At 36.7% G+C, this 26,017-nt stretch carries 38 protein-coding genes; 30 read left to right on the forward strand and 8 right to left on the reverse strand.

The window, feature by feature from the left end; translation table 11 throughout:
• Window positions 1–17: 17 nt before the first annotated feature.
• From A1704_RS25120 to A1704_RS11885, 7 genes are all read right to left on the reverse strand, one after another.
• Entirely contained in the window at window positions 18–2,738 is a 2,721-nt protein-coding gene (locus tag A1704_RS25120) for a hypothetical protein (RefSeq protein WP_062673593.1), read from the reverse strand.
• A 77-nt stretch (window positions 2,739–2,815) separates the two neighbouring features.
• On the reverse strand, window positions 2,816–3,793 hold the full coding sequence (locus A1704_RS11860) for a hypothetical protein (protein WP_062673595.1): 978 nt from the start codon (window positions 3,791–3,793) through the stop codon (window positions 2,816–2,818).
• 237 nt (window positions 3,794–4,030) lie between these two features.
• Complete coding sequence (locus A1704_RS11865) at window positions 4,031–4,453, reverse strand: hypothetical protein (protein ID WP_062673596.1); 423 nt, start codon at window positions 4,451–4,453, stop codon at window positions 4,031–4,033.
• Window positions 4,454–4,615: 162 nt separating this feature from the next.
• Window positions 4,616–5,428 carry a hypothetical protein gene (locus tag A1704_RS11870; protein WP_062673598.1) on the reverse strand — a complete coding sequence of 271 codons (813 nt, stop codon included), beginning with the start codon at window positions 5,426–5,428 and terminating at the stop codon, window positions 4,616–4,618.
• 5 nt (window positions 5,429–5,433) lie between these two features.
• Window positions 5,434–6,165 carry an MIP/aquaporin family protein gene (locus tag A1704_RS11875; protein ID WP_062673601.1) on the reverse strand — a complete coding sequence of 244 codons (732 nt, stop codon included), beginning with the start codon at window positions 6,163–6,165 and terminating at the stop codon, window positions 5,434–5,436.
• Window positions 6,166–6,188: 23 nt separating this feature from the next.
• Complete coding sequence (gene glpK / locus A1704_RS11880) at window positions 6,189–7,685, reverse strand: glycerol kinase GlpK (RefSeq protein ID WP_062673603.1); 1,497 nt, start codon at window positions 7,683–7,685, stop codon at window positions 6,189–6,191.
• A gap of 10 nt (window positions 7,686–7,695) precedes the next feature.
• A complete protein-coding gene (locus tag A1704_RS11885; RefSeq protein WP_062673605.1) occupies window positions 7,696–9,294 on the reverse strand; it encodes a glycerol-3-phosphate dehydrogenase/oxidase in 1,599 nt (532 codons plus the stop codon).
• Between the two features lie 116 nt (window positions 9,295–9,410).
• Between A1704_RS11885 and A1704_RS11890 the strand changes: the two genes are divergently transcribed.
• The 29 genes from A1704_RS11890 to rplQ all read left to right on the forward strand — a co-directional run bounded on the left by A1704_RS11890 (window position 9,411) and on the right by rplQ (window position 24,232).
• Entirely contained in the window at window positions 9,411–10,175 is a 765-nt protein-coding gene (locus tag A1704_RS11890; protein ID WP_062673607.1) for a DeoR/GlpR family DNA-binding transcription regulator, read from the forward strand.
• Window positions 10,176–10,424: 249 nt separating this feature from the next.
• Complete coding sequence (rplC, locus tag A1704_RS11895) at window positions 10,425–11,051, forward strand: 50S ribosomal protein L3 (protein ID WP_002983195.1); 627 nt, start codon at window positions 10,425–10,427, stop codon at window positions 11,049–11,051.
• Window positions 11,042–11,671 (forward strand): 50S ribosomal protein L4, encoded by a 630-nt coding sequence (gene rplD / locus A1704_RS11900; protein ID WP_034694672.1) that lies wholly within the window; start codon window positions 11,042–11,044, stop codon window positions 11,669–11,671. Before rplC ends, rplD begins: the two co-directional genes overlap by 10 nt.
• A gap of 3 nt (window positions 11,672–11,674) precedes the next feature.
• Complete coding sequence (gene rplW, locus A1704_RS11905; RefSeq protein WP_002983204.1) at window positions 11,675–11,965, forward strand: 50S ribosomal protein L23; 291 nt, start codon at window positions 11,675–11,677, stop codon at window positions 11,963–11,965.
• 22 nt (window positions 11,966–11,987) lie between these two features.
• Window positions 11,988–12,809 carry a 50S ribosomal protein L2 gene (gene rplB, locus A1704_RS11910; RefSeq protein WP_027381305.1) on the forward strand — a complete coding sequence of 274 codons (822 nt, stop codon included), beginning with the start codon at window positions 11,988–11,990 and terminating at the stop codon, window positions 12,807–12,809.
• 2 nt (window positions 12,810–12,811) lie between these two features.
• Window positions 12,812–13,090 carry a 30S ribosomal protein S19 gene (rpsS, locus tag A1704_RS11915; protein WP_002983209.1) on the forward strand — a complete coding sequence of 93 codons (279 nt, stop codon included), beginning with the start codon at window positions 12,812–12,814 and terminating at the stop codon, window positions 13,088–13,090.
• Window positions 13,091–13,092: 2 nt separating this feature from the next.
• A complete protein-coding gene (gene rplV, locus A1704_RS11920; protein ID WP_002983214.1) occupies window positions 13,093–13,491 on the forward strand; it encodes a 50S ribosomal protein L22 in 399 nt (132 codons plus the stop codon).
• Between the two features lie 7 nt (window positions 13,492–13,498).
• On the forward strand, window positions 13,499–14,248 hold the full coding sequence (rpsC, locus tag A1704_RS11925; RefSeq protein ID WP_034694675.1) for a 30S ribosomal protein S3: 750 nt from the start codon (window positions 13,499–13,501) through the stop codon (window positions 14,246–14,248).
• A gap of 98 nt (window positions 14,249–14,346) precedes the next feature.
• Window positions 14,347–14,772 carry a 50S ribosomal protein L16 gene (gene rplP / locus A1704_RS11930; RefSeq protein ID WP_034694677.1) on the forward strand — a complete coding sequence of 142 codons (426 nt, stop codon included), beginning with the start codon at window positions 14,347–14,349 and terminating at the stop codon, window positions 14,770–14,772.
• Window positions 14,773–14,784: 12 nt separating this feature from the next.
• Window positions 14,785–14,970, forward strand: coding sequence for a 50S ribosomal protein L29 (rpmC, locus tag A1704_RS11935; protein ID WP_034694678.1), 186 nt, complete (start codon window positions 14,785–14,787; stop codon window positions 14,968–14,970).
• A 12-nt stretch (window positions 14,971–14,982) separates the two neighbouring features.
• Complete coding sequence (rpsQ, locus tag A1704_RS11940; protein ID WP_027371715.1) at window positions 14,983–15,237, forward strand: 30S ribosomal protein S17; 255 nt, start codon at window positions 14,983–14,985, stop codon at window positions 15,235–15,237.
• Window positions 15,238–15,239: 2 nt separating this feature from the next.
• Window positions 15,240–15,608, forward strand: coding sequence for a 50S ribosomal protein L14 (rplN, locus tag A1704_RS11945; RefSeq protein ID WP_002983226.1), 369 nt, complete (start codon window positions 15,240–15,242; stop codon window positions 15,606–15,608).
• A gap of 21 nt (window positions 15,609–15,629) precedes the next feature.
• On the forward strand, window positions 15,630–15,956 hold the full coding sequence (gene rplX, locus A1704_RS11950; RefSeq protein ID WP_029297774.1) for a 50S ribosomal protein L24: 327 nt from the start codon (window positions 15,630–15,632) through the stop codon (window positions 15,954–15,956).
• Window positions 15,957–15,969: 13 nt separating this feature from the next.
• Entirely contained in the window at window positions 15,970–16,521 is a 552-nt protein-coding gene (gene rplE, locus A1704_RS11955) for a 50S ribosomal protein L5 (protein WP_062673609.1), read from the forward strand.
• 3 nt (window positions 16,522–16,524) lie between these two features.
• Window positions 16,525–16,794: a 30S ribosomal protein S14 gene (gene rpsN, locus A1704_RS11960; protein WP_002983233.1), complete on the forward strand. Its 270-nt coding sequence runs from the start codon at window positions 16,525–16,527 to the stop codon at window positions 16,792–16,794.
• 146 nt (window positions 16,795–16,940) lie between these two features.
• Entirely contained in the window at window positions 16,941–17,339 is a 399-nt protein-coding gene (gene rpsH, locus A1704_RS11965) for a 30S ribosomal protein S8 (protein ID WP_002983236.1), read from the forward strand.
• Window positions 17,340–17,356: 17 nt separating this feature from the next.
• Window positions 17,357–17,902 carry a 50S ribosomal protein L6 gene (gene rplF, locus A1704_RS11970; RefSeq protein WP_034694687.1) on the forward strand — a complete coding sequence of 182 codons (546 nt, stop codon included), beginning with the start codon at window positions 17,357–17,359 and terminating at the stop codon, window positions 17,900–17,902.
• Between the two features lie 15 nt (window positions 17,903–17,917).
• A complete protein-coding gene (rplR, locus tag A1704_RS11975) occupies window positions 17,918–18,271 on the forward strand; it encodes a 50S ribosomal protein L18 (RefSeq protein ID WP_034694689.1) in 354 nt (117 codons plus the stop codon).
• Between the two features lie 19 nt (window positions 18,272–18,290).
• Entirely contained in the window at window positions 18,291–18,812 is a 522-nt protein-coding gene (rpsE, locus tag A1704_RS11980) for a 30S ribosomal protein S5 (RefSeq protein WP_002983245.1), read from the forward strand.
• Window positions 18,813–18,823: 11 nt separating this feature from the next.
• A complete protein-coding gene (rpmD, locus tag A1704_RS11985; RefSeq protein ID WP_027371710.1) occupies window positions 18,824–19,000 on the forward strand; it encodes a 50S ribosomal protein L30 in 177 nt (58 codons plus the stop codon).
• Between the two features lie 21 nt (window positions 19,001–19,021).
• Window positions 19,022–19,471 carry a 50S ribosomal protein L15 gene (gene rplO, locus A1704_RS11990; RefSeq protein WP_062673611.1) on the forward strand — a complete coding sequence of 150 codons (450 nt, stop codon included), beginning with the start codon at window positions 19,022–19,024 and terminating at the stop codon, window positions 19,469–19,471.
• Window positions 19,472–19,480: 9 nt separating this feature from the next.
• Window positions 19,481–20,860, forward strand: coding sequence for a preprotein translocase subunit SecY (gene secY / locus A1704_RS11995; protein ID WP_062673613.1), 1,380 nt, complete (start codon window positions 19,481–19,483; stop codon window positions 20,858–20,860).
• Window positions 20,861–20,863: 3 nt separating this feature from the next.
• The gene (gene infA / locus A1704_RS12000; RefSeq protein WP_027381317.1) at window positions 20,864–21,079 is read left to right on the forward strand and encodes a translation initiation factor IF-1; all 216 of its coding nucleotides are present in this window, start codon (window positions 20,864–20,866) and stop codon (window positions 21,077–21,079) included.
• A gap of 64 nt (window positions 21,080–21,143) precedes the next feature.
• Window positions 21,144–21,260 carry a 50S ribosomal protein L36 gene (gene rpmJ / locus A1704_RS24045; protein WP_007839480.1) on the forward strand — a complete coding sequence of 39 codons (117 nt, stop codon included), beginning with the start codon at window positions 21,144–21,146 and terminating at the stop codon, window positions 21,258–21,260.
• Window positions 21,261–21,267: 7 nt separating this feature from the next.
• Window positions 21,268–21,645, forward strand: a complete 378-nt coding sequence (gene rpsM / locus A1704_RS12005; RefSeq protein ID WP_034694696.1) for a 30S ribosomal protein S13 — start codon at window positions 21,268–21,270, stop codon at window positions 21,643–21,645.
• Between the two features lie 12 nt (window positions 21,646–21,657).
• Window positions 21,658–22,047, forward strand: a complete 390-nt coding sequence (gene rpsK / locus A1704_RS12010) for a 30S ribosomal protein S11 (RefSeq protein ID WP_034694697.1) — start codon at window positions 21,658–21,660, stop codon at window positions 22,045–22,047.
• A gap of 19 nt (window positions 22,048–22,066) precedes the next feature.
• Entirely contained in the window at window positions 22,067–22,675 is a 609-nt protein-coding gene (rpsD, locus tag A1704_RS12015; RefSeq protein WP_062673615.1) for a 30S ribosomal protein S4, read from the forward strand.
• A 33-nt stretch (window positions 22,676–22,708) separates the two neighbouring features.
• Complete coding sequence (locus A1704_RS12020) at window positions 22,709–23,704, forward strand: DNA-directed RNA polymerase subunit alpha (RefSeq protein WP_062673617.1); 996 nt, start codon at window positions 22,709–22,711, stop codon at window positions 23,702–23,704.
• A 6-nt stretch (window positions 23,705–23,710) separates the two neighbouring features.
• Window positions 23,711–24,232: a 50S ribosomal protein L17 gene (rplQ, locus tag A1704_RS12025; protein ID WP_062673619.1), complete on the forward strand. Its 522-nt coding sequence runs from the start codon at window positions 23,711–23,713 to the stop codon at window positions 24,230–24,232.
• Between the two features lie 143 nt (window positions 24,233–24,375).
• Here rplQ and A1704_RS12030 read toward each other — a convergent pair whose 3' ends face one another.
• Complete coding sequence (locus A1704_RS12030) at window positions 24,376–24,810, reverse strand: hypothetical protein (protein WP_062673620.1); 435 nt, start codon at window positions 24,808–24,810, stop codon at window positions 24,376–24,378.
• A gap of 569 nt (window positions 24,811–25,379) precedes the next feature.
• On the opposite strand from A1704_RS12030, the gene A1704_RS12035 reads away from it, so the two are divergent.
• Window positions 25,380–26,012: a response regulator gene (locus A1704_RS12035; protein WP_062673622.1), complete on the forward strand. Its 633-nt coding sequence runs from the start codon at window positions 25,380–25,382 to the stop codon at window positions 26,010–26,012.
• Window positions 26,013–26,017: the final 5 nt, after the last annotated feature.

Below are 26,017 nucleotides of genomic sequence, written 5' to 3' on the forward strand. Positions count from 1 at the left end.
TTTTTTTATGGTTTATACTATCTCATAAAATAGTTGAAATAACTACAGCTTCCCATTAAGTTCTTCGTCGTTTCAGTATCAGAATACTGAGCTTTCAACTGAGCAAAATAGGTTCTGTATTTCTGGTTTTTAAGGTTGTCCATTTCCTTTTGTCTGGCATCTTCTTTTTCAGACCATTTTGGATCAGAATAATCAAAGTCTTTTGGTGCTTTCGCTTCATACTGGTAATACTTGCCCTGTTCAGCACTTGCCATCTGGAATAAGATTCTTGCTTTTTCCTCTTTATTACTGGAAAGCTTAAGTGCTTTTTGATAATAGTTTATTGACAGGTCAAAATTATCAGGTTCAATATAAGAAGTATCAAGGAAGTTTTTGTAGTAATACTTGTAAGGATTCTTTCTGTCTGTATTCCAGAAATCATATTTACCTCCGTTGCTGTTGTCGATATCCATAACAAATAATTGACGATAATATCCTAAAATAGAAGTATTGTACAATAAGTTTCCGATAAGCTGATTGGCTTTTGCCGCTTTTTCACCCGTACCGTTTCCGATCTTTTTCAATTGAATCAATGCATCTGCCAGCTCAAGTTTGTCCATGCTTGTTTTGATGAAAGGGAAATCAGTATAGTTTTCTGCTTTCATACTTTCGGTGTCAGCACTTCCGAAACTTTCCCACACATTATGTCCGAATACGAGATTTGAAATATTTTTAAATCCATTATATTCTGAAGGAGAATATTGTTTTGGAGTCATGGTTTGCCCATTCTTTTCTGTCCATTCATAATTTTGTCTTGGAATACCCGCAAAACTTTTTGCTTTTTCATAATAAGCTTTTGCTTTTTCAAAATCGGCAAGTCTCATGGCTCTGTCTCCATAAATGGTATTGAAGAAGGCATCAATATTACCTACGCTGTCCATGTTTTTGGCGATGATCTGCTGTTCAAACTGTGTTTTATTTGGTTTTCTGTAAAACTCTTCCACACTTTTTACCAGGCTGGAATTCGGATTATACTGCAGATCCGAAAGCTTATTATTCATCAGGAATGATTTTCCATCCTCACCCTGAAGGAAGTAACGGTTCGCAATAACATCCTTAAGGAAATCTGCCGTTGAAGGCACTTCACCGTAATAATCGAATTGATCTGTAGTGGATGTATCTTTTTCTACCTTTTTCTCTACAAAGTATTCTGCATAGTCTTTCATCAGATGATCTTCATACTCTGCATCAATTTTAGGCTGGGAAACAATATCGTTCAGAACTTTCATTCTTTTGATCTCTTCCAGATATTCCGGATTGGTCGTTTTGATGTCGTTCAGTATTTCAGAACTTTGTTTATAGTCTTTCTTTAAAAACTTAAGATAAGCATCTGCAATCTGCCAGTACTCATCTTTAGACTTTTCTTTTGTTTTATCTGTGAATTTTTCAAGGCTGTCCAGGAAGTCCTGTGTTTTTTCGTCGTAGTAATAACCGGTTCTGTTATAGAATGGAATTCTGTCCGGATTGCTGAACAGCTCATCATCACTTTGGTCAGCTTTAGCATTATCCCCTGTTTTATCAGATTTGGAACCTCCGAAAAGATTTTTGAAGAACCTTACAATTTTCTGCCAGAAAGAAAGTTTTTCTTCTTTCACTTCAGTTTTGGTTGAATCTGCAGATGTATCTTTTGAGGTGTTATCCGTTGAATTTTCCTTTGTCGTTGCTTTTTGAGCATCTGAAGTGTAGTAATAGGTAGGCAGATAGCTTCTTTCAAGCTCGTTAATACTTCTGGCAGCCATTACCTTCAGAATCTCGGAATCTGGATCAATTTCATACATCTTTTCCATCATCGGAATAGGATTGTTGAAGTCCTCATATCCTAAAAGGAAGTAAGCCATATTCTTTTCTTCATTCGTGTTGGCTCTTTTCATGATATTGCTGAAAGAGGCCGTGTCTGAAAGTTTCATCGAAACAAATGCAGATTCCTTACGGTCTTTACTGTTCATGAATACCTGGAAGAAGTTCCAGTTGGCATCACTGTTCATTTCCAATCCCCGCTGTGCTCCTGCCAGCTGGTCCAAGGACATAAAGTACACCGTTCCTTTTAATTTGATAGGAGCAACATACGTTTTGAATGCCTGTACGGCAGAATCGTAATTTCTTGTATAATGATTAAGACGTACCAGCTGATATCCGTAACGCTGCTTGATTTCAGGATTTCTCGCTGCGTTGTACAAAGAGGTTAAAGCAGCGATGGTTTTATGATAATCAAGAGCAGTAGCATTTTTTCTGTTGGCATCCCTGTCGTAATAGAATGAGTTTTCACTTTCTATATAATTGATGCTCATATAAGGCTCAAGATATTTGGCTTCAATCAAATAATCAATACCTTCCTTATATTTCTGGTAAAATCCGGTGCGTAGCTTTTGTAAAAGAGGGTTGGTTGGGTTTCCGTTCTTTAAAGCATTCAGGTCGTTCATACTGATCTTATACACCAGATTCTGGGTTTCAGAATAGCTCAGCTGATTGTTAAAAAACTTTTTCCATGTTTCCACATTATCATCAGGAATCAATGCAGAATTATATCCTCCATAAAATCTGCTGGAGTAATTGTGCAGGAAAGGAAGGTAAGCCTTATCCTTGATGATAGTTTGCGTAAAAAGGTTGAAGTAATCATAATCAGGATCCGACCACGCGCAGGCGTCAGATTGTGTATAGAAAAGTGATACAACCGCAAGTGAAAGAATATACTTTTTCATAGGGTGTGCAGTGTTTTTTTAGTTTTAATATTGTATGATGGTAGTGTTCTGGCAAGTATGCCTCTATCTCCAGGAGATTAAAATTTCCGGTCTGACACAAATTTACTATCTAATTGATAATAAATGATATTAAAATGCGGGATTTTTTTCTGTAAAAACCCAATAACATCATTAAGCTGTTCTTCAGAGATTTCTTCTGCCTTTATTTTGAAACCTTTATTCAAATAGCTTCCGAAGTAGAATCCGTCTTTCATGACTTCAACTTCGTGATGTGAAATTTTTTTGAAACTGGAGTTTTCCAGATCTCTTTTCGATAAGGCATTAATAAGTCTGTGTTTTCCTAAATGATTGGTAACAATTCCCCATGAATAAATGGGAAGTGCCATCTCAATCTTTTTGATAGGATAGTCTTCCATCTTTAAAAGGTAGCTTTTCAGAATATTCACATCCAGAATAGAATTCTTATCAGATTTTTCCAGAGGTGAAGAAGTGGAGTAACACATCAGGTATACTTTTTCCGCGGGAGGAATTCCGGTCTGCTTTTTATCTTTCACCTGATGAAGACGAAGCGTACAGGTTATTTCTTTTCCGGAAATCCTTTTGAGCTCTTTCAGAAGTTTAAAATAGTCATTTCGTGTTCCCGCAGTCCAGTCGCAGTCAATTTGAATTTCGTTATTGGTTTTGAGATGATATTCTTCTGTTTTCTTTTGAATTAAAAGATGAATGCTTTCTGCCAGAAATCGGATCTCATCTGCAGAGATCCCCAGCAAGGTCTGATTGGTAATGAAAACCGTAGGAACAATCTGTTTGTCTGTCTGAAAACTCTGGCCCTTGGTAATCACTGCTACTGGCTGAAATTTTCCGTTTACTTTATCTACATCAAAGAATCTGGTGTATAAGTAAGGAACCGTAGCTTTATCCAATGCTTTCTTTTCTGTATTGTCAAGCTTCAGTTTGGTTTTCCAGTAATAGAAAGTGTAAGGATGATTCTCTTTCCTGTTGCATGATACAGTAAGAAAGAGGAGAAATAGAAATAAAATTTTAAAATGTTTCATTGGTGTAAATCACCCTTCAAAATTAAAGATATTTTGGCAGAATATAAACCGTAAAATCCCGGTGATTAAAGGTAATAAGCAAAAAATATTGTATTGATGTAGTATGATTTGTTCAAATGCAGTAGGTTGTATAACGATTCCCCTCCTCCGGAGGGGTGGCAAATTTGTAATTTGACGGGGTGGTTTTACACAACAAGAAAACCACCCCAAATGGAGTGGCTTTTTCTCTATATTGTACTACTTAAAAAATTCGCTTTCGCAGGTGCAGGTTTCTTTATTAACGCTCTCAGTTGATGAGCAGCAACCTTCAAGATTCTTAACATTTCCTTTTTCATCCGTAAGGTAAATTTTTTCTTTATCAAACTTTACGAAAAACGTTTCCTCATATTTTTTAAAGACCACTTTCATGACCTTATTAGGAGCATATTTCCCTGCATTGATTTCTTCCGTGGTTTCTTCTCCGCTGGCCTGATTCACCTGAACGTATCCAAAATGTACATCACCATTATTTTTGAGATCCAGATAATAATGAGGAGTACCTGTGCCGCTATATCCTTTCATGATATCAAAAGCTCTGTATCCGATAAAAGGAAGTTCTGTCTGCTGTGCCCACGTAAAAATACTGATGCACAGACTCATTATACTGAAAAACTTTTTCATAGATATTTTTTTCAAAAGTAAAGATTTTTAAGCAAAAACATTCACCGTAAAAACACGGTTGTTTAAAAGATGTGTTGTACAAAATCTCTTTCACTGAAAGTTTTTTATAACAATAAAGCCACTTCTTTTGGGAGTGGCTTTCTATAATGAGTTAAAATCAGATTAAAAAACGGTTGCCGCAAGCTGAATCCTTGCAAACTTATTCGATGGATTCCACATCGCCATCATGGATACCGGAAGGCTGTAATGATCAGTAATCTTAACCACTTTTCCGGCCTTCAAACCTACATTTACGATGTCAAAGCTGTTTTTGCCATTGCCATATAAGAACGTTTTATCATTGAGCGCAAACCCGGCTCCTACAAATGCATCCAGATTGACTTTCTGTCCCTTAATAACAGGATAGCTCGCCTGTACATAGGTAGAATATCTGTTCTTTTTGTAACTTCCATCAGCTTCCAGAATTACTTCTCCTGCATTGGCACCCCCATACAGCATGATATCAGCCTCAATATTGATCGGGAATGATGGTCCGAAAGTATAGTTGGTCCTTAAATCAATAATATGAGCAGTTCTTCTTTGTGAATAGCTGAAGATATCATCAGCAGCCACTGCAGTATTGATGTTTCGGGAGTTGTAAAGATCCCATAGCCCGATATAAAAACGTCCGTCAGAATATTGAATATAATAATTGATCTCTTTATAATGAGTGTTGTCTTTGTCATCCGCCAGTGCAGATGCTCCCCAGATTCCTACCTTCCATTTTTTCTCTGCATCCAGGGCATACGACAGATTTCCCATTACAACAGGTTTATCAGTAATGATAAGACCTCTCCATAAATGATTATTCTGAATGTTGGCTGTAAAATCAAGTCTTCCTTCTTTGGATTCCTTGGCTTCAGCACTTTCCTGTGAAAGTAGTTTTCCTGTTCCTAAAACAAGAAAGAAGATCCCTTTTAAGATTTTTCTCATCATGTGTTTTATTTTAAAAATCCATATAATATTGCTGCGATAATCGCTCCGGTAACCGGACCTACTACAGGAATCCACGCATAGCTCCAGTCACTGCTGCCTTTTACGGGCAAAATGGTATGCATAATTCTTGGGGCAAGATCTCTTGCCGGGTTAATGGCATAGCCTGTAGTTCCTCCCAGAGATAAACCAATTGCCCACACTACAAACGTAACGGGAATGGCTCCAATAGAACCTAATCCTACTTTAGCTGTTGGGTCTGCCTGTAAAGAAATACTTGGATCTGCAAAGTAGAAGACACAGAATACCAGTACAAACGTTCCGATGATCTCACTGATAAGATTGGAAGATGTTTTTCTGATGGCCGGACCTGTACTGAAACATGCCAGTTTTGCACCTTCATCTTCTGTAATGGCAAAATGATCTTTATGAAACAGCCACACTAAAAATGCACCCAGCATTCCTCCAATCATTTGGGCTGCAATATAAGAGGGAACCAGGTCCCACGAAAACTTTCCTGCTGTCGCAAGACCAATGGTTACAGCCGGATTCAGATGGGCCCCACTTATTGGCCCTGCAACGGTTACTCCCACAAATACGGCCAGTGCCCATGCGGTAGTAATAACAATCCATCCGGAATTATTTCCTTTCGTATCTTTTAAGACAACATTGGCTACAACACCGTTGCCTAACAATATAAGAAGCATCGTTCCGATAACTTCTGCAATAAATGGGGTCATATAAGTTTTTTTTGATGGGTGAATTAATCTTCTATCCAGCTTTGAGCGCTTTTTACCGCTTTCTTCCAGAAGTGGGTCATTTTATCCACTTGTTCTCTGTTTAATTGAGGGTGGAAGTCTTTGTCTACAATCCATTGCTCCTGGATTTCGTCAATACTTTTCCAGTATCCTACTGCAAGTCCTGCAAGGTAGGCTGCTCCAAGAGCGGTAGTTTCCAATGTCTTTGGTCTTGTTATTTTAAATCCAAATAAGTCAGACTGGATCTGCATCAGAAGATCACTTGCAGAAGCACCACCGTCTACTCTTAATTCAAGACTTGCTCTTCCTGAATCTGCTTCCATTGCTTTTACGATCTCATATACCTGAAATGCAATCCCTTCCAATGTTGCTCTTGCGATGTGTGCATCGGTAGTTCCTCTGGTAATTCCTACAATGGTTCCGCGGGCATACTGATCCCAGTAAGGCGCGCCAAGACCTGTCAGTGCAGGTACGAAGTAAACACCACCATTATCTGGTACAGAAGCTGCCAGTTTGTTTACCTCTTCAGAAGAACGTATAAGCTTAAGACCATCTCTTAGCCATTGAATAGCAGCGCCTCCTACGAATACACTTCCTTCCAGTGCATAATTTACTTCTCCATTGATCTTCCACGCTACAGTAGTGAGAAGATTGTTTTTAGAAGAAACGGCTTCTGTTCCTGTGTTCATTAATAAGAAGCATCCTGTTCCGTAAGTATTTTTCACCATTCCCGGAGTGGTACACATCTGCCCGAACAGGGCAGCCTGTTGGTCACCAGCAATACCTGCGATTGGAATTTTGGTAGAGAAAAGGGTAGTTGCTGTTTCTCCATATATTTCACTGCTTTGCTTTACTTCAGGAAGAATGTTTCTTGGAATGTCAAACAATTCTAATAAATCATTGTCCCATTCTAAAGTATGAATATTCAGAAGCATTGTTCTGCTGGCATTGGAAACGTCTGTAATAAACATTTTTCCGCGAGTCAGTTTCCATACAAGCCAGGTATCAACGGTTCCGAAACATAATTTTCCCTCTTCGGCTTTCTGTCTTGCTCCTTCTACATTATCAACAATCCATTTCAGCTTGGTCGCTGAAAAGTAAGCGTCCAGAACCAATCCTGTTTTTTCTTTGATGGTTTCTGCATGTCCCTGATCTTTCAGTTCGTCGCAGTATTTTGAAGTTCTTCGGTCCTGCCATACAATAGCATTGTAGATAGGTTCGCCGGTTTCCTTATCCCAAACAATGGTAGTTTCACGTTGGTTGGTAATCCCGATAGCGGCAACTTCCAATCCGGAGATTCCGGCTTTTGCAATAACTTCGGCTGCTACAGAGATCTGTGAAGACCAGATTTCGTTTGGATCGTGTTCTACCCAACCCGGAGTAGGAAATATTTGTCTGAAATCTTTTTGAGATACATATTCTATTTCTCCACTGTGATTGAAGAGAATCGCTCTGGAGGAAGTTGTTCCCTGGTCTAGAGCGAGAATTAGTTTTTCATTCATGTATATAATGCTAATTTAGGTTGATAACTTTAGGTGAATAAGGAGTCAGTAAATATCCTCTTGCCAGTTCAATGAATTCATTTTCCTGCTGCTGCGCCCATTCTTCAGAATATCCTTTTTCTTCAGCAATGATTCTTGCTACGTTATGAGCGCTGTCTATCGCTGCTCTGGCATCCAGGAAAAGCAGACGTACTCTTCTTGCCAGGATATCTTCAATGGTTTCTGCCATTTCAGCTCTTACGGCCCATACCACTTCTGCTACAGTAAAGGGATGATCAGGATGGATTTTTTGAGCATAGCGCGGATTACTTTCCTGTAATCTTTTGATAGCCGGAATATCAGATCCGTACACATACAGATGATTGGTTCTGTCTACCTGTTCTGGTTTTACATTTCCGTGGATGGACATATGCTCTGTTTTTGATGGGCTATTTCCCAATCTGTGAACTTTCATGGCTTCGTTTACAGTATCTTCTGCCATTTTACGGTAAGTAGTCCATTTTCCTCCGATAATAGAAACTAATCCGGATTCTGAAGTAATAACTTTATGGCTACGGGAAACTTCTTTGGTGCTTTTGCTTCCATCTTTAGGAGCGGCAAGCGGACGAAGACCTGCGAAAACTGATTTCACATCTTCACGGGTTGGTTTTTTAGCTAGATATTGTCTTGCTGTATTTAAAACAAAGCTGATTTCTTCTTCCAGTGCACGAGGCTCAAAGCTTTCATCCTTTAAAAGAGTATCGGTGGTTCCCACCAAGGCTCTGTCGTGCCACGGCACAACAAATAAAACCCTGCCGTCTGATGTTTTTGGAATCATGATGGCATCATCGCTTTTCAGGAAAGATTTATCCAGTACCAGGTGAATTCCCTGGCTTGGTACAACCAATTTACCATGCTTAGGGTTGTTCATATTAAGAATGTCATTCGTAAATACACCAGTGGCATTGATGACTACTTTACCATGGATCTGATATTGCTGTTTAGAAAACTGGTCTTCAGCAACTACGCCTACTACTTTATCAGAAGCATCTTTCAAAAGGTTGATTACTTTCACATAGTTAACAGCACTTCCTCCTTTTTCAATAATCGTCTGGGTAAGATTAATGGCAAGTCTGGCGTCGTCAAACTGTCCATCCTGGTAAACAACACCACTCATTAAGTGATTTTGTTCAATAGTAGGAAGCTTTTCAACGGTTTTCGCTTTGCTGATGTATTTCGTTTTACCCAAACTTAGTTTTCCCGCAAGGAAATCATAAACAGATAAACCTATCTTATAGTAGATTCCTCCCCACCAGGTATAGTTAGGAATAATAAAAGACTGATTTTTTACAATATGTGCTGCGTTCTTTGCTAAGAGTCCTCTTTCTTTTAATGCTTCTTTTACCAATCCGACATCTCCCTGAGCGAGATATCTAACTCCGCCGTGTACCAATTTGGTACTTCTGCTGGATGTTGCTTTTGCGAAGTCATGAGATTCAAGCAATAAAGTTTTGAATCCCCTGCTTACCGCATCTAATGCTGAACCTAAACCACTGGCTCCTCCTCCTATGACAATAAAGTCCCATTCTTTTACATTGGTTAACTTACTGAGTTCTTCGTTTCGTTTCATAAATGTTTCGTTTATGTTTCGTTTTCAAATATATAAATTAAAAATGAAAGCAAAAAGAAAATAAATGAAATTTTAAAATATCGGAAAAAATCGGTAATTTTGATGAAACGAATAAAATGGAAAAGCTATTACCAAGGCAGGATGAAATACTTAAAGAGCTGGATGAGAAAGGGCATGTACTTGTTCAGGATCTGTGCGAAAAGCTCAATGTTTCTTCAGTTACGATCCGAAAGGATCTGAATTATCTCGAAAGCCTGGGGCTTCTTTTCAGAAATCATGGAGGAGCAAGTAAGCAGGTAAGATATGCTTATGAAAAAAATGTAGGGGAGAAAGAAAGCATCAATGTGGAAGCAAAACAGGCTATTGCGAAAACTGCACTGTCATTGATTCAGGAAAATGACTGTATTATACTGGCGTCCGGAACAACCATGCATTATCTTGCGAGGATGCTGGTGAACTTTGGGCCGCTTACGGTATTGACATCTTCTTTACGGGTGGCGATTGAACTTTGCAATAATCCTAATATTAATATTATACAGCTGGGAGGTGAAGTGCGAAAAAGCTCTACTTCTATTGTAGGTTCTATTTCTGAAGGAATTCTAAAACAGTTTTCATGCAATAAACTTTTTCTGGGAGTGGACGGAATTGATCCGGAGTTCGGAATCAGTACTTCCAATGCAGCAGAAGCTCATCTGAATCAGATTATGATGGAGTGTGCAGATCAGACAGTAATTCTTGCGGATTCTTCCAAATTAAATAAGAAAGGATTCGGAAAGATTGCAGCCTTAGATCAGGTGGATTATCTTATTACGGATAGTGGTATTTGTGCTGAAGACAGGGCTGGACTGGAAGAAGTGGGAGTGAAGGTGATGGCTCAATAAGATCTTCATCCTAAATTCTTTTTAAAAATCAAAATAAATCTTTGGGGAATTGGTTCTGAATTTTTTCAAAATCATCTAATTGATTAAAAATCAAAATATTTTAGTCTAAATATTTGTCAGTTACAAAATTATTCATAAATTTGCACACTCATTTTAGGGGCGTAGTATGCCTATATCAAAAGTAGAAATTACTTCAGACTTCCGAAAAATGGTGATAAATAAAGGATAAATTTTATTATAATATAAACAATGTCAGGTATTATTGGTAAAAAAATCGGTATGACGTCTTTGTTTAACGAAGAAGGAAAAAACATTCCTTGTACAGTTATTCAAGCTGGTCCATGCTCGGTTTTACAGGTCAGAACCTTAGAAAAAGACGGTTATAAAGCTGTTCAGTTAGGTTTCGATGACAAGAGTGAGAAGAACGTTGGTAAAGCGTTAGCTGGTCATTTTAAAAAGGCTGGTTCTGCTCCTAAAGCTAAATTAGTAGAATTCTACAGAGAATTCGTTGATGAAGTAAAAGTAGGAGAAGAAGTAAAAGTTGATCTATTCGCTGAAGGTGAATATGTTGACGTAACAGGAACTTCAAAAGGTAAAGGCTTCCAGGGTGTTGTTAAGAGACACGGATTTGGAGGTGTAATGCAGGCAACTCATGGTCAGCACAACAGACTTAGAGCTCCAGGTTCTATCGGTGCTGGTTCAGACCCTTCAAGAGTATTCAAAGGGATGAGAATGGCTGGAAGAATGGGAGGTAAGCAGGTAACTGTTCAAAACCTTCAAGTGTTAAAAGTTGATCAAGAACAAAATCTTTTAGTAGTAAAAGGTGCTGTTCCGGGAGCTAAAAATTCTTATGTAATTATCAGAAAATGGAACTAGTAGTATTAAATACATCAGGAAAAGAGACCGGAAGAAAAGTAACTCTAGACGAAACAGTATTCGGAATTGAGCCAAATCAGCACGCGGTTTACTTAGAAGTTAAGCAGTATCTTGCTGCTCAAAGACAAGGTACTCATAAAGCAAAAGAAAGAAGCGAAATTACTGCTTCTACTAAAAAGCTTAAGAAGCAAAAAGGATCAGGATCTGCTAGATACGGTGATATCAAATCTCCAGTATTCAGAGGTGGAGGTAGAGTATTCGGACCAAAACCAAGAGACTACAGATTCAAATTGAACAAAGCTCTTAAGAGATTAGCTAAGAAATCTGTTTTATCTCAGAAAATGAGAGACAACAGCATTAAAGTTTTAGAAGATGTGAGCTTTGACGCTCCTAAGACTAAAGATTTCATCAATGTATTAAATGCATTGGAACTTAACGGTAAAAAATCTTTATTCGTTCTTCCTGAAGCTAATAAGAATGTGTATTTATCTTCAAGAAACTTACCTAAAACTAAAGTAATGAACTTCAACGAGATCAGTTCTTACGATTTAGTAAACGCTGGTGAGATCATTTTCTTCGAAGGTGCAGTTGAAAAATTCCAGGAAAATTTAAAGAAATAAATCATGTCAGTTATTATTAAACCAGTTATTTCAGAAAAGGCTAATTACCTTACAGATTTAAGAGGTTCTTATTCTTTCTTAGTGAATCCTAAGGCGAATAAAATCGAGATCAAAAAAGCTGTTGAAGCAGCTTACGGTGTAAAAGTAGCAGACGTTAACACAATGATTTATGCTCCGAAGGTTTCTTCAAAATACACTAAAAAAGGTCTTCAAGTAGGAAAGACAAATAAATTGAAAAAAGCGGTAATCAAACTTGCTGAAGGTGAGGTTATCGATATTTTTGCTGTAAATTAATTATTAATTATAAATAATAGTAATGTCTGTTAGAAAATTAAAACCTATCACCCCGGGACAGAGATTCAGAATTGTAAACAATTTTGAGGAAATTACTACCAACAAACCAGAGAAATCTCTAACAGTTGGTATTAAAAAGTCAGGTGGACGTAACCAAACAGGTAAAATGACCATGCGTTACACCGGAGGTGGACACAAAAAGAAATACAGAATTATTGACTTCAAAAGAAACAAAGCAAACGTTGAAGCAACTGTAAAATCTGTAGAATACGATCCAAACAGAACTGCATTTATCGCTTTATTAGAGTACGCAGACGGAGAGAAGAGATATATCATCGCTCCAAACGGTATCAAAGTTGATCAGAAAGTAGTATCAGGAGAAAGCGTTGAACCAAACGTAGGTAACGCAATGAAATTGAAAAATATTCCATTGGGTACTGTAATCTCTTGTGTTGAAATGAAGCCTGGACAAGGTGCAATTTTAGCAAGAAGTGCTGGTTCTTCAGCTCAATTAACTTCCAGAGATGGTAAATATGCAATCATCAAGTTACCTTCAGGAGAATCAAGAATGATCCTTACTGAATGTATGGCAATGATTGGTTCTGTTTCCAACTCAGATCACCAATTAACTGTATCAGGTAAGGCTGGTAGAAGCAGATGGTTAGGTAGAAGACCAAGAACAAGAGCGGTTGTAATGAACCCAGTAGATCACCCAATGGGTGGTGGTGAAGGACGTTCTTCAGGAGGTCACCCAAGATCTAGAAACGGTAAACCGGCTAAAGGTTACAAAACTAGAAAGAAAAACAAAGTGTCTAACCGTTACATCGTATCTAAAAGAAAATAATTATGGCAAGATCACTTAAAAAAGGACCGTTCATTCATCATACTTTAGATAAGAAGGTTCAGGCAAATATAGAGTCTGGTAAGAAGACAGTTATCAAAACTTGGTCTAGAGCATCTATGATCTCTCCGGACTTCGTAGGACAAACTATTGCTGTACACAACGGGAAATCTTTTATCCCTGTTTACGTTACAGAAAACATGGTTGGTCACAAGTTAGGCGAATTTTCTCCAACAAGATCTTTCAGAGGTCATGGTGGTAACAAAAACAAAGGAAGCAGATAATCATGGGATCAAGAAAACAAGATAGTTCAATCGCAAGAAAAGAAGCTAACAAAGACGTTGTAAAAGCTTCATTAAATAATTGCCCGTCTTCTCCAAGAAAAATGAGATTAGTTGCTGATATCATTAGAGGAGAGCAGGTAGACAAAGCACTTTATATCCTAAAATATTCTAAGAAGGATGCTTCTAACAAGTTAGAGAAATTACTTCTTTCTGCTATGGCTAACTGGCAAGTGAAAAACGAAGGTGCTGACATCGAGGAAGCAAACCTTATCGTTAAAGAAATATTTGTGGATAGTGCAAGACAATTGAAGAGACTAAGACCAGCTCCACAAGGTAGAGGGTATAGAATCAGAAAAAGATCTAACCACGTTACATTAATCTTAGGTAACAAAGAAAATTAATCAAGGTATGGGACAGAAGACAAATCCAATTGGTAACAGATTAGGTATCATCAGAGGATGGGATTCTAACTGGTTTGGTGGAAACGATTATGGAGACAGAATCGCTGAAGACTACAAAATCAGAAGATACCTTGAAGCTAGATTATCTAAAGGTGGTATTTCAAAAATTTATATTGAAAGAACTTTAAAATTAGTTACAGTAACTATTACTACTGCTAGACCGGGACTTATTATCGGTAAAGGAGGTCAGGAAGTTGATAAATTGAAAGAAGAGTTGAAGAAATTGACTGGTAAGGATATTCAAATCAACATTTTCGAAATCAAAAGACCTGAATTAGATGCTGTACTAGTTGCTGATAGTATTTCTAAGCAAATTGAAAACAGAATTTCTTACAGAAGAGCTGTTAAAATGGCAATGGCAAGTACTATGAGAATGGGTGCTGAAGGTATCAAAGTTCAAATCTCTGGTAGATTAAACGGAGCTGAAATGGCAAGATCAGAATCTTTCAAAGAAGGAAGAATTCCATTGTCAACTTTCAGAGCTGATATCGATTACCACTGGGCAGAAGCTCACACTACTTACGGTAGACTAGGGGTTAAAGTTTGGATCATGAAAGGTGAAGTTTACGGTAAAAGAGAACTTTCTCCACTAGTGGGACAACAGAAAAAAGGAGGTCAGTCAGACAGAGGAAACAGAGGAGGAGACAGAGACAACAGAAGACCTAGAAAAAACAACAACAATAACAATAATAATTAAAATTTTAGATTAGAAATTTTGAATTTTAAATTACCGTTACTTTTTTAAAATTAAAAAAAATCTAAAATCTAAAATCTAAAATCTAAAATTTAGAAATTATGTTACAACCAAAAAGAACCAAATTCCGTAGAGTTCACAAGATGAAGATGAAGGGGAATGCCCAGAGAGGTAGTCAACTTGCTTACGGAACTTTTGGGATCAAAGCAACGGAAGGAGCTTGGATCACTGCAAGACAGATTGAAGCGGCTCGTATCGCTGCGACGAGATATATGAAGAGAGAAGGTCAACTATGGATCAAAATCTTCCCAGATAAGCCAATTACTAAGAAACCAGCGGAAGTACGTATGGGTAAAGGTAAGGGTGCTGTTGAATATTGGGTAGCTGTAGTAAAACCAGGTAAAATTATGTTCGAAGTTGGAGGAGTTCCTTACGAAATTGCGAAAGAAGCTCTTAGACTTGCTGCACAAAAATTACCAGTAGTTACTAAATTCATCGTTGCTAACGATTTTGTTAAACCTCTATAATCTTTGAATACAATGAAAAATGCTGATATTAAAAATTTAAGCGCGGGTGATATTCAAGCTCAATTAACTGAAGCAAAAGCTCAATATTCTAAATTGAAATTGGCTCATGCAATCAGCCCAATTGAAAACCCGATTCAAATCAGAGATTTGAGAAAAACAATCGCAAGACTAAACACTGAGTTAACTAACAAACAATAATTTCATTTTACAATGGATAGAAATTTAAGAAAAGAAAGAATCGGAGTGGTTTCCAGCAATAAAATGGAAAAAACTATTGTTGTTAGTGAAACTACAAGAGTAAAGCACCCGATGTACGGTAAATTCGTTTTGAAAACGAAAAAATATACTGCACACGACGAGAACAACGAATGCACAGAAGGTGATACAGTTTTGATCCAAGAAACTAGACCTTTGAGCAAGAGCAAGAGATGGAGATTAGTAAGAATCATTGAAAAAGCTAAGTAATAATGTTACAAACAGAATCAAGATTAAAAGTTGCTGATAACACAGGTGCTAAAGAAGTACTAGTGATCAGAGTTCTGGGAGGAACCAGAAGAAGATATGCTTCAGTTGGTGATAAAATCGTTGTTACGATCAAGGATTCTACACCATCCGGAAATGCTAAAAAAGGTCAGGTATCTAAAGCTGTAGTAGTAAGAACTAAAAAAGCAGTAAGAAGAAAAGATGGTTCATACATCAAATTCGACGACAATGCTTGTGTATTACTAAACGCAGCGGGAGAAATGAGAGGAACGCGTGTTTTCGGACCAGTTGCTCGTGAGTTGAGAGACAAAGAATATATGAAAATCATTTCATTAGCTCCTGAAGTACTTTAATTTTAAAAATTTTTAAAAGAAATGTCAAAGTTAAAAATAAAAAGAGGAGATAACGTAATCATTACTACTGGTAAGAAAGATATCAAGGGTAAGACTGGTGAAGTTATTGAAGTGATCAAGAAAGAAGGTAGAGACCCAAGAGTAATCGTTGCAGGACTTAACATCGTTAAAAAACACGTTAAGCCTTCAGCTTCTAATCCTCAAGGAGGAATTACTGAGAAGGAAGCTTCTATTCATATCTCAAACGTAGCTTTAGTTGGTAAAGACGGAAAAGCTATCAAAGTAGGTTACAAAATCGAAGGAGATAAGAAAGTAAGAATCAACAAAAAAACGGGTGAAACTTTATAATTTTAAATAACACATGGAATATATAGCAAGACCCAAAAAAGCATATAAAGAGACAATTGTTCCTGCAATGATGGAAGAATTCGGGTATAAGTCAGTAATGCAAGTACCTAAATTAGAGAAAATCGTTGTATCACAAGGTTTAGGTGATGCTACTGCAGACAAGAAAATCATTGATTATGCTGTAGAAGAGCTTACAAATATCACTGGTCAAAAGGCTGTTGGTACAATCTCTAAAAAAGACGAAGCTGCTTTCAAATTGAGAAAAGGAATGCCGGTAGGTGCTAAAGTAACATTGAGAGCTGACAGAATGTATGAATTCTTAGACAGACTTACTGCTTCTGCTTTGCCTCGTATCAGAGATTTCTCTGGAATCAAAGCTGATGGTTTCGATGGTAGAGGTAACTACAACTTAGGTATTACTGAGCAGATTATCTTCCCTGAAATCGTAATTGACAAAGTGAAAAAAATCCAAGGGATGGACATCACTTTCGTTACTACTGCGAAAACAGATAAAGAAGCTAAAGCATTATTAACTCACTTCGGTTTACCATTTAAAAAGAACTAAGAAATGGCTAAAGAATCAATGAAAGCGCGTGAGCGCAAAAGAGAAGCACTAGTTGCTAAATACGCTGCTAAAAGACAAGCTCTTAAAGAAGCTGGTGATTACGAAGGACTTCAAAAATTGCCTAAAAATGCTTCTCCTGTAAGATTACACAACAGATGTAAACTAACAGGTAGACCAAGAGGATACATGAGAACGTTTGGTATTTCCAGAGTAACTTTCAGAGAAATGGCTAACAACGGTCTTATCCCAGGAGTAAGAAAAGCTAGCTGGTAATAATCACTAGATAAAAAATCGGAACAATTAAGTTGTTCAGATACTAAAGATAAAAATATCAGACTGAAGATTTCTGACGTCTGATATTTTACTCTTCAAGTCTTTGCAAAACTGATTGTTCTTTAACCAATAATTATAAAAGAAAAATGGTAACAGATCCAATTTCAGATTTCCTAACTAGAGTAAGGAACGCACAAAGCGCAGGCCACAAAGTGGTGGAAATTCCTGCATCGAAAATCAAAAAGGAGATTACTAAGATCTTATTTGATCAAGGGTATATCTTAAACTACAAGTTTGAAGATAACGCTGTTCAAGGAGTGATCAAAATCGCTTTAAAGTATGATAAGCAAACTAACAAACCGGCTATCAAGTCTATCCAAAGAGCTTCTAGACCAGGTTTGAGACAGTACAAAGGTTCAGCTGAGCTTCCAAGAGTACTAAACGGTTTGGGTATTTCTATCATCTCTACTTCTAAAGGAGTAATGACTGACAAGAAAGCTAGAGAAGAGAAAGTAGGCGGTGAAGTAATCTGCTATGTTTATTAATTTTTAATCAGAGGAAAATGTCAAGAATTGGTAAAGCAATTATAACAATTCCAGCTGGAGTTACAATCACTGAAAATAACGGTGTAGTAACTGTAAAAGGAGCTAAAGGAGAACTTTCTCAGGAGCTTACGGCAGGAATTACTATAGAACAGAAAGATGGTGAACTTAACGTAAACAGACCATCTGATTCTAAACAACACAAAGCACTTCACGGTCTATACAGAGCGTTAATCAACAACATGATTGTTGGTGTAAGTGCAGGTTTCGAAAAGAAACTTGAACTAGTAGGGGTAGGATATAGAGCTTCACACGCAGGTCAAAAACTTGAGTTAGCTTTAGGATTCTCTCACGGTATCGTATTAGAACTTCCAGGTGAAGTAAAAGTTGATACATTGACTGAAAAAGGTAAAAACCCAATTATTACTTTAACGTCTCACGACAACCAACTTCTAGGAATGGTAGCTGCAAAGATCCGTTCTTTCAGAAAGCCTGAGCCATACAAAGGAAAAGGTGTAAGATTCGTAGGAGAAATTGTTAGACGTAAAGCTGGTAAATCTGCTTAATAAATTATAAGTATTATGGCATTAAGTAAATTAGAAAAAAGAATAAGAATCAAAAGAAGAGTAAGAGGGAAAATCTCTGGATCTTCTGAATTGCCAAGATTATCTGTATACAAAAGTAATAAGGAAATTTACGCTCAGTTAATCGACGATAAAAATGGTAAAACTTTAGCATCAGCTTCTTCAAGAGAGAAAGGTGTAGACGCTAAAGGTACTAAGACTGAAGTTTCTGCTGCTGTTGGTAAAGCTATCGCTGCTAAAGCTATCGCTGCAGGAATCGAAAGTATTGTATTTGACAGAAACGGATTCGTTTACCACGGTAGAGTGAAAGCTCTAGCTGATGGTGCAAGAGAAGGTGGACTTAAATTCTAATCATTAAATTTCGGAAAATATGTTAGGACTAGATAATATAGAAAGAGTAAAACCGGGAGGATTAGAATTAAAAGATCGTCTCGTAGCTGTTAACAGAGTAACAAAAGTAACAAAAGGAGGTAGAGCTTTCGGATTTTCTGCTATTGTTGTAGTAGGTAACGAAGAAGGTGTTATCGGTTTCGGTTTAGGAAAATCTAAAGAGGTTGCTTCTGCAATTGCTAAAGCAGTTGAAGACGCTAAGAAAAACCTTGTGAAAGTTCCTGTAATGAACCATACTATCCCTCACCAAACTACTGCTAGATACGGTGGTGCAGATATCTTCTTAAGACCTGCTTCTCACGGTACAGGATTGATCGCCGGAGGTGCGGTAAGAGCGGTATTGGAATCTGCTGGTATTCACGATATCCTTTCAAAATCTAAAGGATCTTCTAACCCTCACAACGTAGTGAAAGCTACTTTCAAAGCGTTATTAGACATCAGAAGACCTGAAGAAATCGCTAGAATGAGAGGAATTTCTCTAAGTAAAGTGTTTAACGGTTAATAATTAAAGCAATGGCAACAATTAAAGTAAAGCAAGTAAGAAGCGCTATTGGTAGAACAAAAACCCAAAAGAGAACGCTTGAAGCATTAGGATTAAAAAAACTTCACCAAGTTGTAGAGCATGAAGCTACTCCTTCCATCTTAGGAATGATCGCTGCTGTAGGACACTTACTTGAAGTTCAAAAATAATTTTATAAAAGAGAAATTAAAATGAATTTAAATAACATAAAACCTGCTGCAGGATCTACTTTCAACTCAAAGAGAATTGGTAGAGGTCAAGGTAGCGGAAAAGGAGGTACTTCAACAAAAGGTCACAAAGGTCAGAAAGCGAGAGCTGGTTATTCTCAAAAAATCGGTTTCGAAGGTGGACAGATGCCTTTACAAAGAAGATTACCTAAATTCGGATTCAAAAACGTAAACAGAAAAGAGTTTAGAGGAATTAACCTTGATACTATTCAAACTTTAATCGAGAACAAATCCATCACTGGAGATATCACGAAAGAAGTTTTAGTAGCAAACGGGATAGTTTCTAAAAACGAATTAGTGAAAATTATGGGTAGAGGAGAATTGAAATCTGCGGTTTCAATCTCTGCTGACAAATTCACTAAATCTGCTGAAGAGCTTATTGCTAAAGCAGGTGGAAAAGCAATTACCTTATAATACTTACTAATGAAAGAATTTATACAAACACTTAAAAATATTTGGAGTCTTAAAGAACTTAGAGATAAAATTCTCTTTACTTTAGGTATTATCCTTGTGTATAGATTCGCATCTTATATCTCGCTTCCTGCGATTAACCTTGCAGAGGTGGGAGATCTCTTAGAGCATTATAAAAATCAAGGCGGTAACAAGCAAGGAGCAGGTCTCCTTGGCTTGCTTTCGTCGTTTACGGGGGGAGCTTTCAGCCACGCTTCCGTAATGGCGTTAGGAATCATGCCTTATATTTCTGCTTCTATTATTGTTCAGTTGATGGGGATGGCTATTCCTTATCTTCAGAAGCTTCAGAAAGATGGAGAGTCAGGTAGAAATACATTGAACCAAATTACAAGATGGTTAACGATTGGAGTTTGTCTGGTACAGGCACCTTCTTACTTAACTTCTATTACTCAATTATTCTTACCATATGCTCAGTTCCAGTCTGCATACTATGTAGAGCCAAATTCAATTATGTTCTGGTTACCAAGTATTGTTATTTTGGTTGCCGGTTCAGTATTTGCAATGTGGCTAGGTGAAAAGATTACCGATAAAGGAATCGGAAATGGTATCTCTATCCTTATTATGGTGGGGATCCTTTCAAGATTACCTGAGGCATTCGTACAGGAGATGGCCGTGCAGAACGGAAAAGGAGGAATGGGATCTATCATGATCCTTATTGAAGTATTATTCTGGATGTTGGTTGTTCTTTTAGCAGTAATCTTATCAGTAGCTGTTAGAAAAATTCCAATTCAGTATGTAAGCAGAGCTCAAGCAAGAGGAGGTGTAAACAGAAATCTTATGCAGGGAGCAAGACAATGGATTCCATTGAAAGTAAATGCTGCTGGTGTAATGCCGATTATCTTTGCTCAGGCATTGATGTTCGTACCAGGATTATTAACAAAATTCGATGAGTCTAATACTTTTCTTGCAGGTTTCAAGAATGTTTTTAGCTGGCAGTACAACGTATTGTTTGCGCTATTAATTATTATCTTCTCATTTTTCTATACTGCGATTACAATTCCGGTAAACCAGATGGCTGATGATTTGAAGAGAAATGGAGGTTTAGTACCAAAAGTAAGACCAGGAAAAGAGACCGCTGATTATTTAGATGATATTTTATCAAAAATTACCTTGCCAGGTGCAATATTTTTATCTATCTTTGCAATCCTTCCGGCAATTGTGCATGGAACCTTTGTTCAGACAGATGCGTTTGCCCTATTTTTTGGGGGAACGTCCCTATTAATTATGGTGGGTGTAATTTTAGATACAGTTCAACAGATTAATACATATCTGCTGAACCATCATTATGATGGCTTAATGCAGTCTAAATTATCAAGAACGACTGGATATTAATTTATGGCAAAACAAAAACATATTGAACAAGACGGCGTTATAACGGAAGCACTTTCGAACGCTCAGTTCCGTGTAGAACTAGAAAATGGGCATATTCTTATCGCTCATATTTCTGGTAAAATGAGAATGCATTATATTAAACTTTTACCTGGTGATAAGGTAAAACTAGAAATGTCTCCTTATGATTTATCAAAAGGGAGAATCACATTTAGATATTAAACAAACGCCAAATGGAATCTTTAGATCTCCATTTGGCTCTTGTTAAAAAATAAATACTATCAAAATGAAAGTAAGAGCATCAATTAAAAAAAGAAGCGCTGATTGCAAAATCGTACGCAGAAAAGGTGTACTGTTCGTAATCAACAAGAAGAACCCAAAATTTAAACAAAGACAAGGTTAATTAAATTATGGCGAGAATTGCAGGTATTGATTTACCAAAAAACAAAAGAGGAGTTATCGGTTTAACTTACATTTATGGTGTTGGAAGAAGTACTTCTTCTGAAATCCTTAAAGCTGCCGGTATCAGCGAAGACAAAAAAGTCAACGAATGGAATGACGATGAATTGGCTGCCATCAGAACTTATATCTTAGAAAACGTAAAAGTTGAAGGAGAATTAAGATCTGAAGTGCAATTGAACATCAAGAGATTGATGGACATAGGATGCCAACGAGGAATACGTCACAGACTTGGATTACCTTTAAGAGGCCAGAGAACGAAAAACAACTCTAGAACCAGAAAAGGAAAGAGAAAAACTGTTGCTAACAAGAAAAAAGCTAGTAAATAATCGTTAGGAATTATGGCAAAACAAACTAAAGTAGTTAAGAAGAGAAAAGTAAAAGTTGAAGCTATTGGAGAAGCACATATTCAGGCTTCTTTCAATAACATCATCATTTCTTTAACAAATAAAAACGGAGAGGTTATCTCTTGGGCTTCTGCCGGTAAAATGGGTTTCAGAGGTTCTAAAAAGAATACTCCATTTGCTGCTCAGATGGCAGCTGAAAATTGCTCTGCTGTAGCTCACGAAGCTGGTTTAAGAAGAGTAAAGGTGTTTGTGAAAGGTCCAGGTGCAGGTAGAGAATCTGCTATCAGATCTATTCACAATTCAGGAATTGAAGTTAGCGAAATCGTTGATGTGACTCCAATGCCACACAACGGATGTAGACCACCAAAAAGAAGAAGAGTTTAATTTTTAGAATTTACCCATTATGGCAAGATATATTGGACCTAAAACTAAGATTGCTAGAAAGTTTGGTGCTGCAATCTACGGAGATGATAAAAACTTCGAAAAGAGAAAAAACCAACCGCCAGGACAACACGGTCCTAACAAAAGAAGAGGTGCTAAGAAATCAGAATATGCAGTTCAGTTAGCTGAAAAACAAAAAGCTAAATATACTTACGGTATTTTAGAAAGACAGTTTGCTAACTTATTTGACAAAGCACACAGAAGTAAAGGTGTAACAGGGGAAGTTCTATTACAACTTTGTGAATCAAGATTGGATAACGTAGTATTCAGATTAGGTTTTGCTAAAACAAGATCTGGAGCTAGACAATTAGTTTCTCACAGACACATCACTGTGAACGGAGAGATTCTTAATATCCCTTCTTACTTGGTAAAAGCTGGTGATGTAATCGCTGTAAGAGAAAAGTCTAAGTCTCTTGAAGTTGTTACCAATGCATTGGCTTCTAAGTCAAACTATGAGTGGTTACAATTCAACGATGAGAAGAAAGAAGGTACCTTCATTTCTGCTCCTGAAAGAATCCAGATTCCGGAGGATATTAAGGAGAACCTTATCGTCGAACTTTACTCTAAATAATTTTTTAATCAAATTTTTGCTCAACCCAATAATATGGCAATTTTACAATTCATAAAACCCGATAAAGTAATTTTACTTAACTCTGATGAATTTAAAGGTCAATTTGAATTCAGACCTTTAGAACCAGGTTTCGGGCTTACAATCGGTAATGCTTTGAGAAGAGTGTTGCTTTCTTCTCTGGAAGGATACGCTATTTCATCTATCAAAATAGAAGGTGTAGAGCACGAATTTTCAACTATTCCAGGAGTAATCGAAGACGTTACCGAAATTATTCTTAACCTTAAGCAGGTAAGATTAAAAGCTGCAGCAGAAGGCCAGGCTAACGAGCAGGTTGTTGCTAAAGTTTCAGGTCAAACGGTTATTACTGCTGGTGATTTAGGAAAGTCTATCAACGGATTTGAGGTTCTGAACCCAGATTTAGTGATCTGCAACCTAAACAGTGATGTAACTTTCGAAATTACTTTCAATATTGAAAAAGGAAGAGGGTATGTTCCTTCTGAACAAAATAAGTCAAACAATGCTCCTATTGGAACTATTGCTATTGACTCTATTTTCACGCCGATCAAGAAAGTACAATACAGCATTGAAAATTATCGTGTAGAGCAAAAAACAGACTACGAAAAACTTGTATTAGATATAGAAACTGATGGGTCTATCAGCCCTCAGAATGCTTTAACTGAAGCTTCTAAGATATTAATTTATCACTTCATGTTATTCTCCGATGAGAGAATCACTCTTGAAACTGAAGCTGTAAAAGCATCTATCCAGTACGATGAAGAAACTCTTCACACAAGACAACTTCTTAAGTCTAAATTAGCAGATATGGATCTTTCTGTAAGAGCCCTTAACTGTCTAAAAGCAGCTGAAGTAGAAACTCTTGGAGAACTGGTTTCTTACAGTAAGTCTGATTTGATGAAATTCAGAAATTTTGGTAAAAAATCTTTGACAGAACTAGAAGAATTAGTGCATTCAAAAGGTCTTAACTTCGGTTTCGACGTTGCAAAATATAAGTTAGACGCTGATAAATAATTAATAATGAGACACGGTAAAAAATTCAATCACTTAGGAAGAACAGCTTCTCACAGAAGTGCTTTACTTTCTAATATGGCTTGTTCTCTAATTGAGCATAAAAGAATCAACACTACTGTAGCTAAAGCTAAAGCTTTAAGAGTATATGTTGAGCCTCTATTAACAAAAGCAAAAGAAGATACTACACACAACAGAAGAGTAGTATTCTCTTACCTTCAAAATAAATTTGCGGTTGCTGAATTATTCAGAACTGTAGCTCCTAAAATCGCTGAAAGAAACGGTGGTTATACAAGAATCATCAAGACAGGATTCAGACCAGGTGATGCTGCTGATACTGCTCTTATCGAACTAGTAGATTTCAACGAGCTTTACAACCCTAATGCTGAAGAGAAAAAAGCTACAAGAAGAAGCAGAAGATCAACTGCTACTACTAAAAAAGCTGAAGCAGTAGTTGCTGATGCTCCTGTAGTAGAAGAAAAAGTAGAAGAAGCTAAAGCTGATACTACTGAAGAAAAAACTGAAGAATAATATTCATTCAGATATATATAAAAACCATCCGAAAACGGATGGTTTTTTATTTCCATAATATACTTGGATTATCCAGGGTATGATGAAAAACATTGGTAAAGTACCCAAAAAATGTCCCTCAATTTTGAAGGACATTTTTTTATTTAAATCTTTGTTCTTTTCAGTTCAATAATATTATTCCCTTGTTCAAGGTGAAGACTATCTCCTTTTACCCTTGCCGTCATATCATCTTTTTTGTAAATCGTTTCATCCCCTTTGGTTTCCGATTTAGGTAACGTAAATGTTTTCTTATTGCTGGTAATGGCTACTGTACTTTCCTTCGGATCATTTTTAAATACAACTTTTACTAATGTTCCGTCTGTAGCTTTATAAACAAAATCGGTTTTCTCAATTTTCTTTCCGTTGATATCTACAGTCGAAGAACTTTGTGTCACCGAATCTATTTTTCCATTATGGTCTGTAACAACAGTTTCTGAACTGTCTGTTTTGATAACGATTTTATTTCCGCTTTCACTTTTTTTACAGCTGACTACAGTTAATGCAAGCAAAGCACTTAGTGCTAAAAGACTTTTTTTCATGATTATATTATTTGATATTCAATATGATTTTATAATTTAATTTTACAAAAATCATGCCTTACAATATGAGAAAATTTAACGATTATTCATGCATATTTCTATTGTTTTTCTCTTTGAATACTAGGCTTAGCAAAAAGAAAATTTTGAAATTAAAGAGAGGCAGCACTTCTTGTCAAATGAAAAAATTCCGGAATATAGTGGAATATTGTAGCAGGTCATCAGCAGATACTTTACATTCCTGCAATATGGCTTTAGAAAGGTAAGAACCTGATTCAGATCTTTGAGTGGATCAAATTCCATATTACAGTACGCCGAAATGATCCGTAGATTTTTAATCAGATTATGAAATAATTGTTAATTTTAAATGATTTGTTGTTGCTTATTTGTTTTTATTTTTAATTTATTGTGAAATGTTTAGCCGTATATTGTTTTTGGAATCAAAAATTGATTAAATTTAATAAAAACTAAAAGACTGAATTACAACTTCAAACTCAAACATTCATATTACACAAAGGTGTAATTGATTTCAAATTGTTTTCTGTTGAAATTTGCTTCAAACAAATAAAGTCATGAGCATTTCCATAGCCATAGTAGAAGACGAGAAAAACTACAACAATGCGTTGAAGAAGGTCATCGATTATCAGAAAGATATGAAAGTGATTGCTCAGTTCTTTGATGGTAATGATGCCATAACAAATCTACCCGATATTTCTCCTGACGTTGTGATGATGGATATCCAATTACAGGATATGCTGGGAATTGAAATCATAGAAAAATTACGAAAAGAAATGCCTAATACACAGTTTATCATGTGTACCAGCTTTGATGATGATGAAAAGATTTTTAATTCGTTAAAGGCAGGGGCCATGGGATATCTTGTAAAAGGAGAAAGCATGGATAAAATTCTTTCTTCCATCCGCGATGTATACAATGGCGGTGCACCTATGAGCTTTTCTATTGCAAGAAGGGTATTGAAACATTTCGAGAAAAAACTTCCGGAAATAAAAGGCTTTGATGAACTTACAGAACGCGAAAAGGAAATCCTTGAACTTCTTTCCCAGGGACTTCTCTACAAAGAGATTGCAGATCAGAAATTCATCAGCATTGATACCGTGAAAAAACACGTCGGAAATATCTACAGAAAACTCCACGTAAACAATAAGGTGGAGGCAGTCAATAAATTTAACAATTTTAAAAATTAGAAAAC

Source organism: Chryseobacterium cucumeris, assembly GCF_001593385.1.
GTDB classification, from domain to species: Bacteria; Bacteroidota; Bacteroidia; order Flavobacteriales; family Weeksellaceae; genus Chryseobacterium; species Chryseobacterium cucumeris.

What these genes read in the sequence shown, in the direction of transcription:
- A1704_RS25120 (WP_062673593.1), bottom strand. Translation starts at nt 2,738, where the DNA reads ATGAAAAAGTATATTCTTTCACTTGCGGTTGTATCACTTTTCTATACA.
- A1704_RS11860 (WP_062673595.1), bottom strand. Translation starts at nt 3,793, where the DNA reads ATGAAACATTTTAAAATTTTATTTCTATTTCTCCTCTTTCTTACTGTA.
- A1704_RS11865 (WP_062673596.1), bottom strand. Translation starts at nt 4,453, where the DNA reads ATGAAAAAGTTTTTCAGTATAATGAGTCTGTGCATCAGTATTTTTACG.
- A1704_RS11870 (WP_062673598.1), bottom strand. Translation starts at nt 5,428, where the DNA reads ATGATGAGAAAAATCTTAAAAGGGATCTTCTTTCTTGTTTTAGGAACA.
- A1704_RS11875 (WP_062673601.1), bottom strand. Translation starts at nt 6,165, where the DNA reads ATGACCCCATTTATTGCAGAAGTTATCGGAACGATGCTTCTTATATTG.
- glpK (WP_062673603.1), bottom strand. Translation starts at nt 7,685, where the DNA reads ATGAATGAAAAACTAATTCTCGCTCTAGACCAGGGAACAACTTCCTCC.
- A1704_RS11885 (WP_062673605.1), bottom strand. Translation starts at nt 9,294, where the DNA reads ATGAAACGAAACGAAGAACTCAGTAAGTTAACCAATGTAAAAGAATGG.
- A1704_RS11890 (WP_062673607.1), top strand. Translation starts at nt 9,411, where the DNA reads ATGGAAAAGCTATTACCAAGGCAGGATGAAATACTTAAAGAGCTGGAT.
- rplC (WP_002983195.1), top strand. Translation starts at nt 10,425, where the DNA reads ATGTCAGGTATTATTGGTAAAAAAATCGGTATGACGTCTTTGTTTAAC.
- rplD (WP_034694672.1), top strand. Translation starts at nt 11,042, where the DNA reads ATGGAACTAGTAGTATTAAATACATCAGGAAAAGAGACCGGAAGAAAA.
- rplW (WP_002983204.1), top strand. Translation starts at nt 11,675, where the DNA reads ATGTCAGTTATTATTAAACCAGTTATTTCAGAAAAGGCTAATTACCTT.
- rplB (WP_027381305.1), top strand. Translation starts at nt 11,988, where the DNA reads ATGTCTGTTAGAAAATTAAAACCTATCACCCCGGGACAGAGATTCAGA.
- rpsS (WP_002983209.1), top strand. Translation starts at nt 12,812, where the DNA reads ATGGCAAGATCACTTAAAAAAGGACCGTTCATTCATCATACTTTAGAT.
- rplV (WP_002983214.1), top strand. Translation starts at nt 13,093, where the DNA reads ATGGGATCAAGAAAACAAGATAGTTCAATCGCAAGAAAAGAAGCTAAC.
- rpsC (WP_034694675.1), top strand. Translation starts at nt 13,499, where the DNA reads ATGGGACAGAAGACAAATCCAATTGGTAACAGATTAGGTATCATCAGA.
- rplP (WP_034694677.1), top strand. Translation starts at nt 14,347, where the DNA reads ATGTTACAACCAAAAAGAACCAAATTCCGTAGAGTTCACAAGATGAAG.
- rpmC (WP_034694678.1), top strand. Translation starts at nt 14,785, where the DNA reads ATGAAAAATGCTGATATTAAAAATTTAAGCGCGGGTGATATTCAAGCT.
- rpsQ (WP_027371715.1), top strand. Translation starts at nt 14,983, where the DNA reads ATGGATAGAAATTTAAGAAAAGAAAGAATCGGAGTGGTTTCCAGCAAT.
- rplN (WP_002983226.1), top strand. Translation starts at nt 15,240, where the DNA reads ATGTTACAAACAGAATCAAGATTAAAAGTTGCTGATAACACAGGTGCT.
- rplX (WP_029297774.1), top strand. Translation starts at nt 15,630, where the DNA reads ATGTCAAAGTTAAAAATAAAAAGAGGAGATAACGTAATCATTACTACT.
- rplE (WP_062673609.1), top strand. Translation starts at nt 15,970, where the DNA reads ATGGAATATATAGCAAGACCCAAAAAAGCATATAAAGAGACAATTGTT.
- rpsN (WP_002983233.1), top strand. Translation starts at nt 16,525, where the DNA reads ATGGCTAAAGAATCAATGAAAGCGCGTGAGCGCAAAAGAGAAGCACTA.
- rpsH (WP_002983236.1), top strand. Translation starts at nt 16,941, where the DNA reads ATGGTAACAGATCCAATTTCAGATTTCCTAACTAGAGTAAGGAACGCA.
- rplF (WP_034694687.1), top strand. Translation starts at nt 17,357, where the DNA reads ATGTCAAGAATTGGTAAAGCAATTATAACAATTCCAGCTGGAGTTACA.
- rplR (WP_034694689.1), top strand. Translation starts at nt 17,918, where the DNA reads ATGGCATTAAGTAAATTAGAAAAAAGAATAAGAATCAAAAGAAGAGTA.
- rpsE (WP_002983245.1), top strand. Translation starts at nt 18,291, where the DNA reads ATGTTAGGACTAGATAATATAGAAAGAGTAAAACCGGGAGGATTAGAA.
- rpmD (WP_027371710.1), top strand. Translation starts at nt 18,824, where the DNA reads ATGGCAACAATTAAAGTAAAGCAAGTAAGAAGCGCTATTGGTAGAACA.
- rplO (WP_062673611.1), top strand. Translation starts at nt 19,022, where the DNA reads ATGAATTTAAATAACATAAAACCTGCTGCAGGATCTACTTTCAACTCA.
- secY (WP_062673613.1), top strand. Translation starts at nt 19,481, where the DNA reads ATGAAAGAATTTATACAAACACTTAAAAATATTTGGAGTCTTAAAGAA.
- infA (WP_027381317.1), top strand. Translation starts at nt 20,864, where the DNA reads ATGGCAAAACAAAAACATATTGAACAAGACGGCGTTATAACGGAAGCA.
- rpmJ (WP_007839480.1), top strand. Translation starts at nt 21,144, where the DNA reads ATGAAAGTAAGAGCATCAATTAAAAAAAGAAGCGCTGATTGCAAAATC.
- rpsM (WP_034694696.1), top strand. Translation starts at nt 21,268, where the DNA reads ATGGCGAGAATTGCAGGTATTGATTTACCAAAAAACAAAAGAGGAGTT.
- rpsK (WP_034694697.1), top strand. Translation starts at nt 21,658, where the DNA reads ATGGCAAAACAAACTAAAGTAGTTAAGAAGAGAAAAGTAAAAGTTGAA.
- rpsD (WP_062673615.1), top strand. Translation starts at nt 22,067, where the DNA reads ATGGCAAGATATATTGGACCTAAAACTAAGATTGCTAGAAAGTTTGGT.
- A1704_RS12020 (WP_062673617.1), top strand. Translation starts at nt 22,709, where the DNA reads ATGGCAATTTTACAATTCATAAAACCCGATAAAGTAATTTTACTTAAC.
- rplQ (WP_062673619.1), top strand. Translation starts at nt 23,711, where the DNA reads ATGAGACACGGTAAAAAATTCAATCACTTAGGAAGAACAGCTTCTCAC.
- A1704_RS12030 (WP_062673620.1), bottom strand. Translation starts at nt 24,810, where the DNA reads ATGAAAAAAAGTCTTTTAGCACTAAGTGCTTTGCTTGCATTAACTGTA.
- A1704_RS12035 (WP_062673622.1), top strand. Translation starts at nt 25,380, where the DNA reads ATGAGCATTTCCATAGCCATAGTAGAAGACGAGAAAAACTACAACAAT.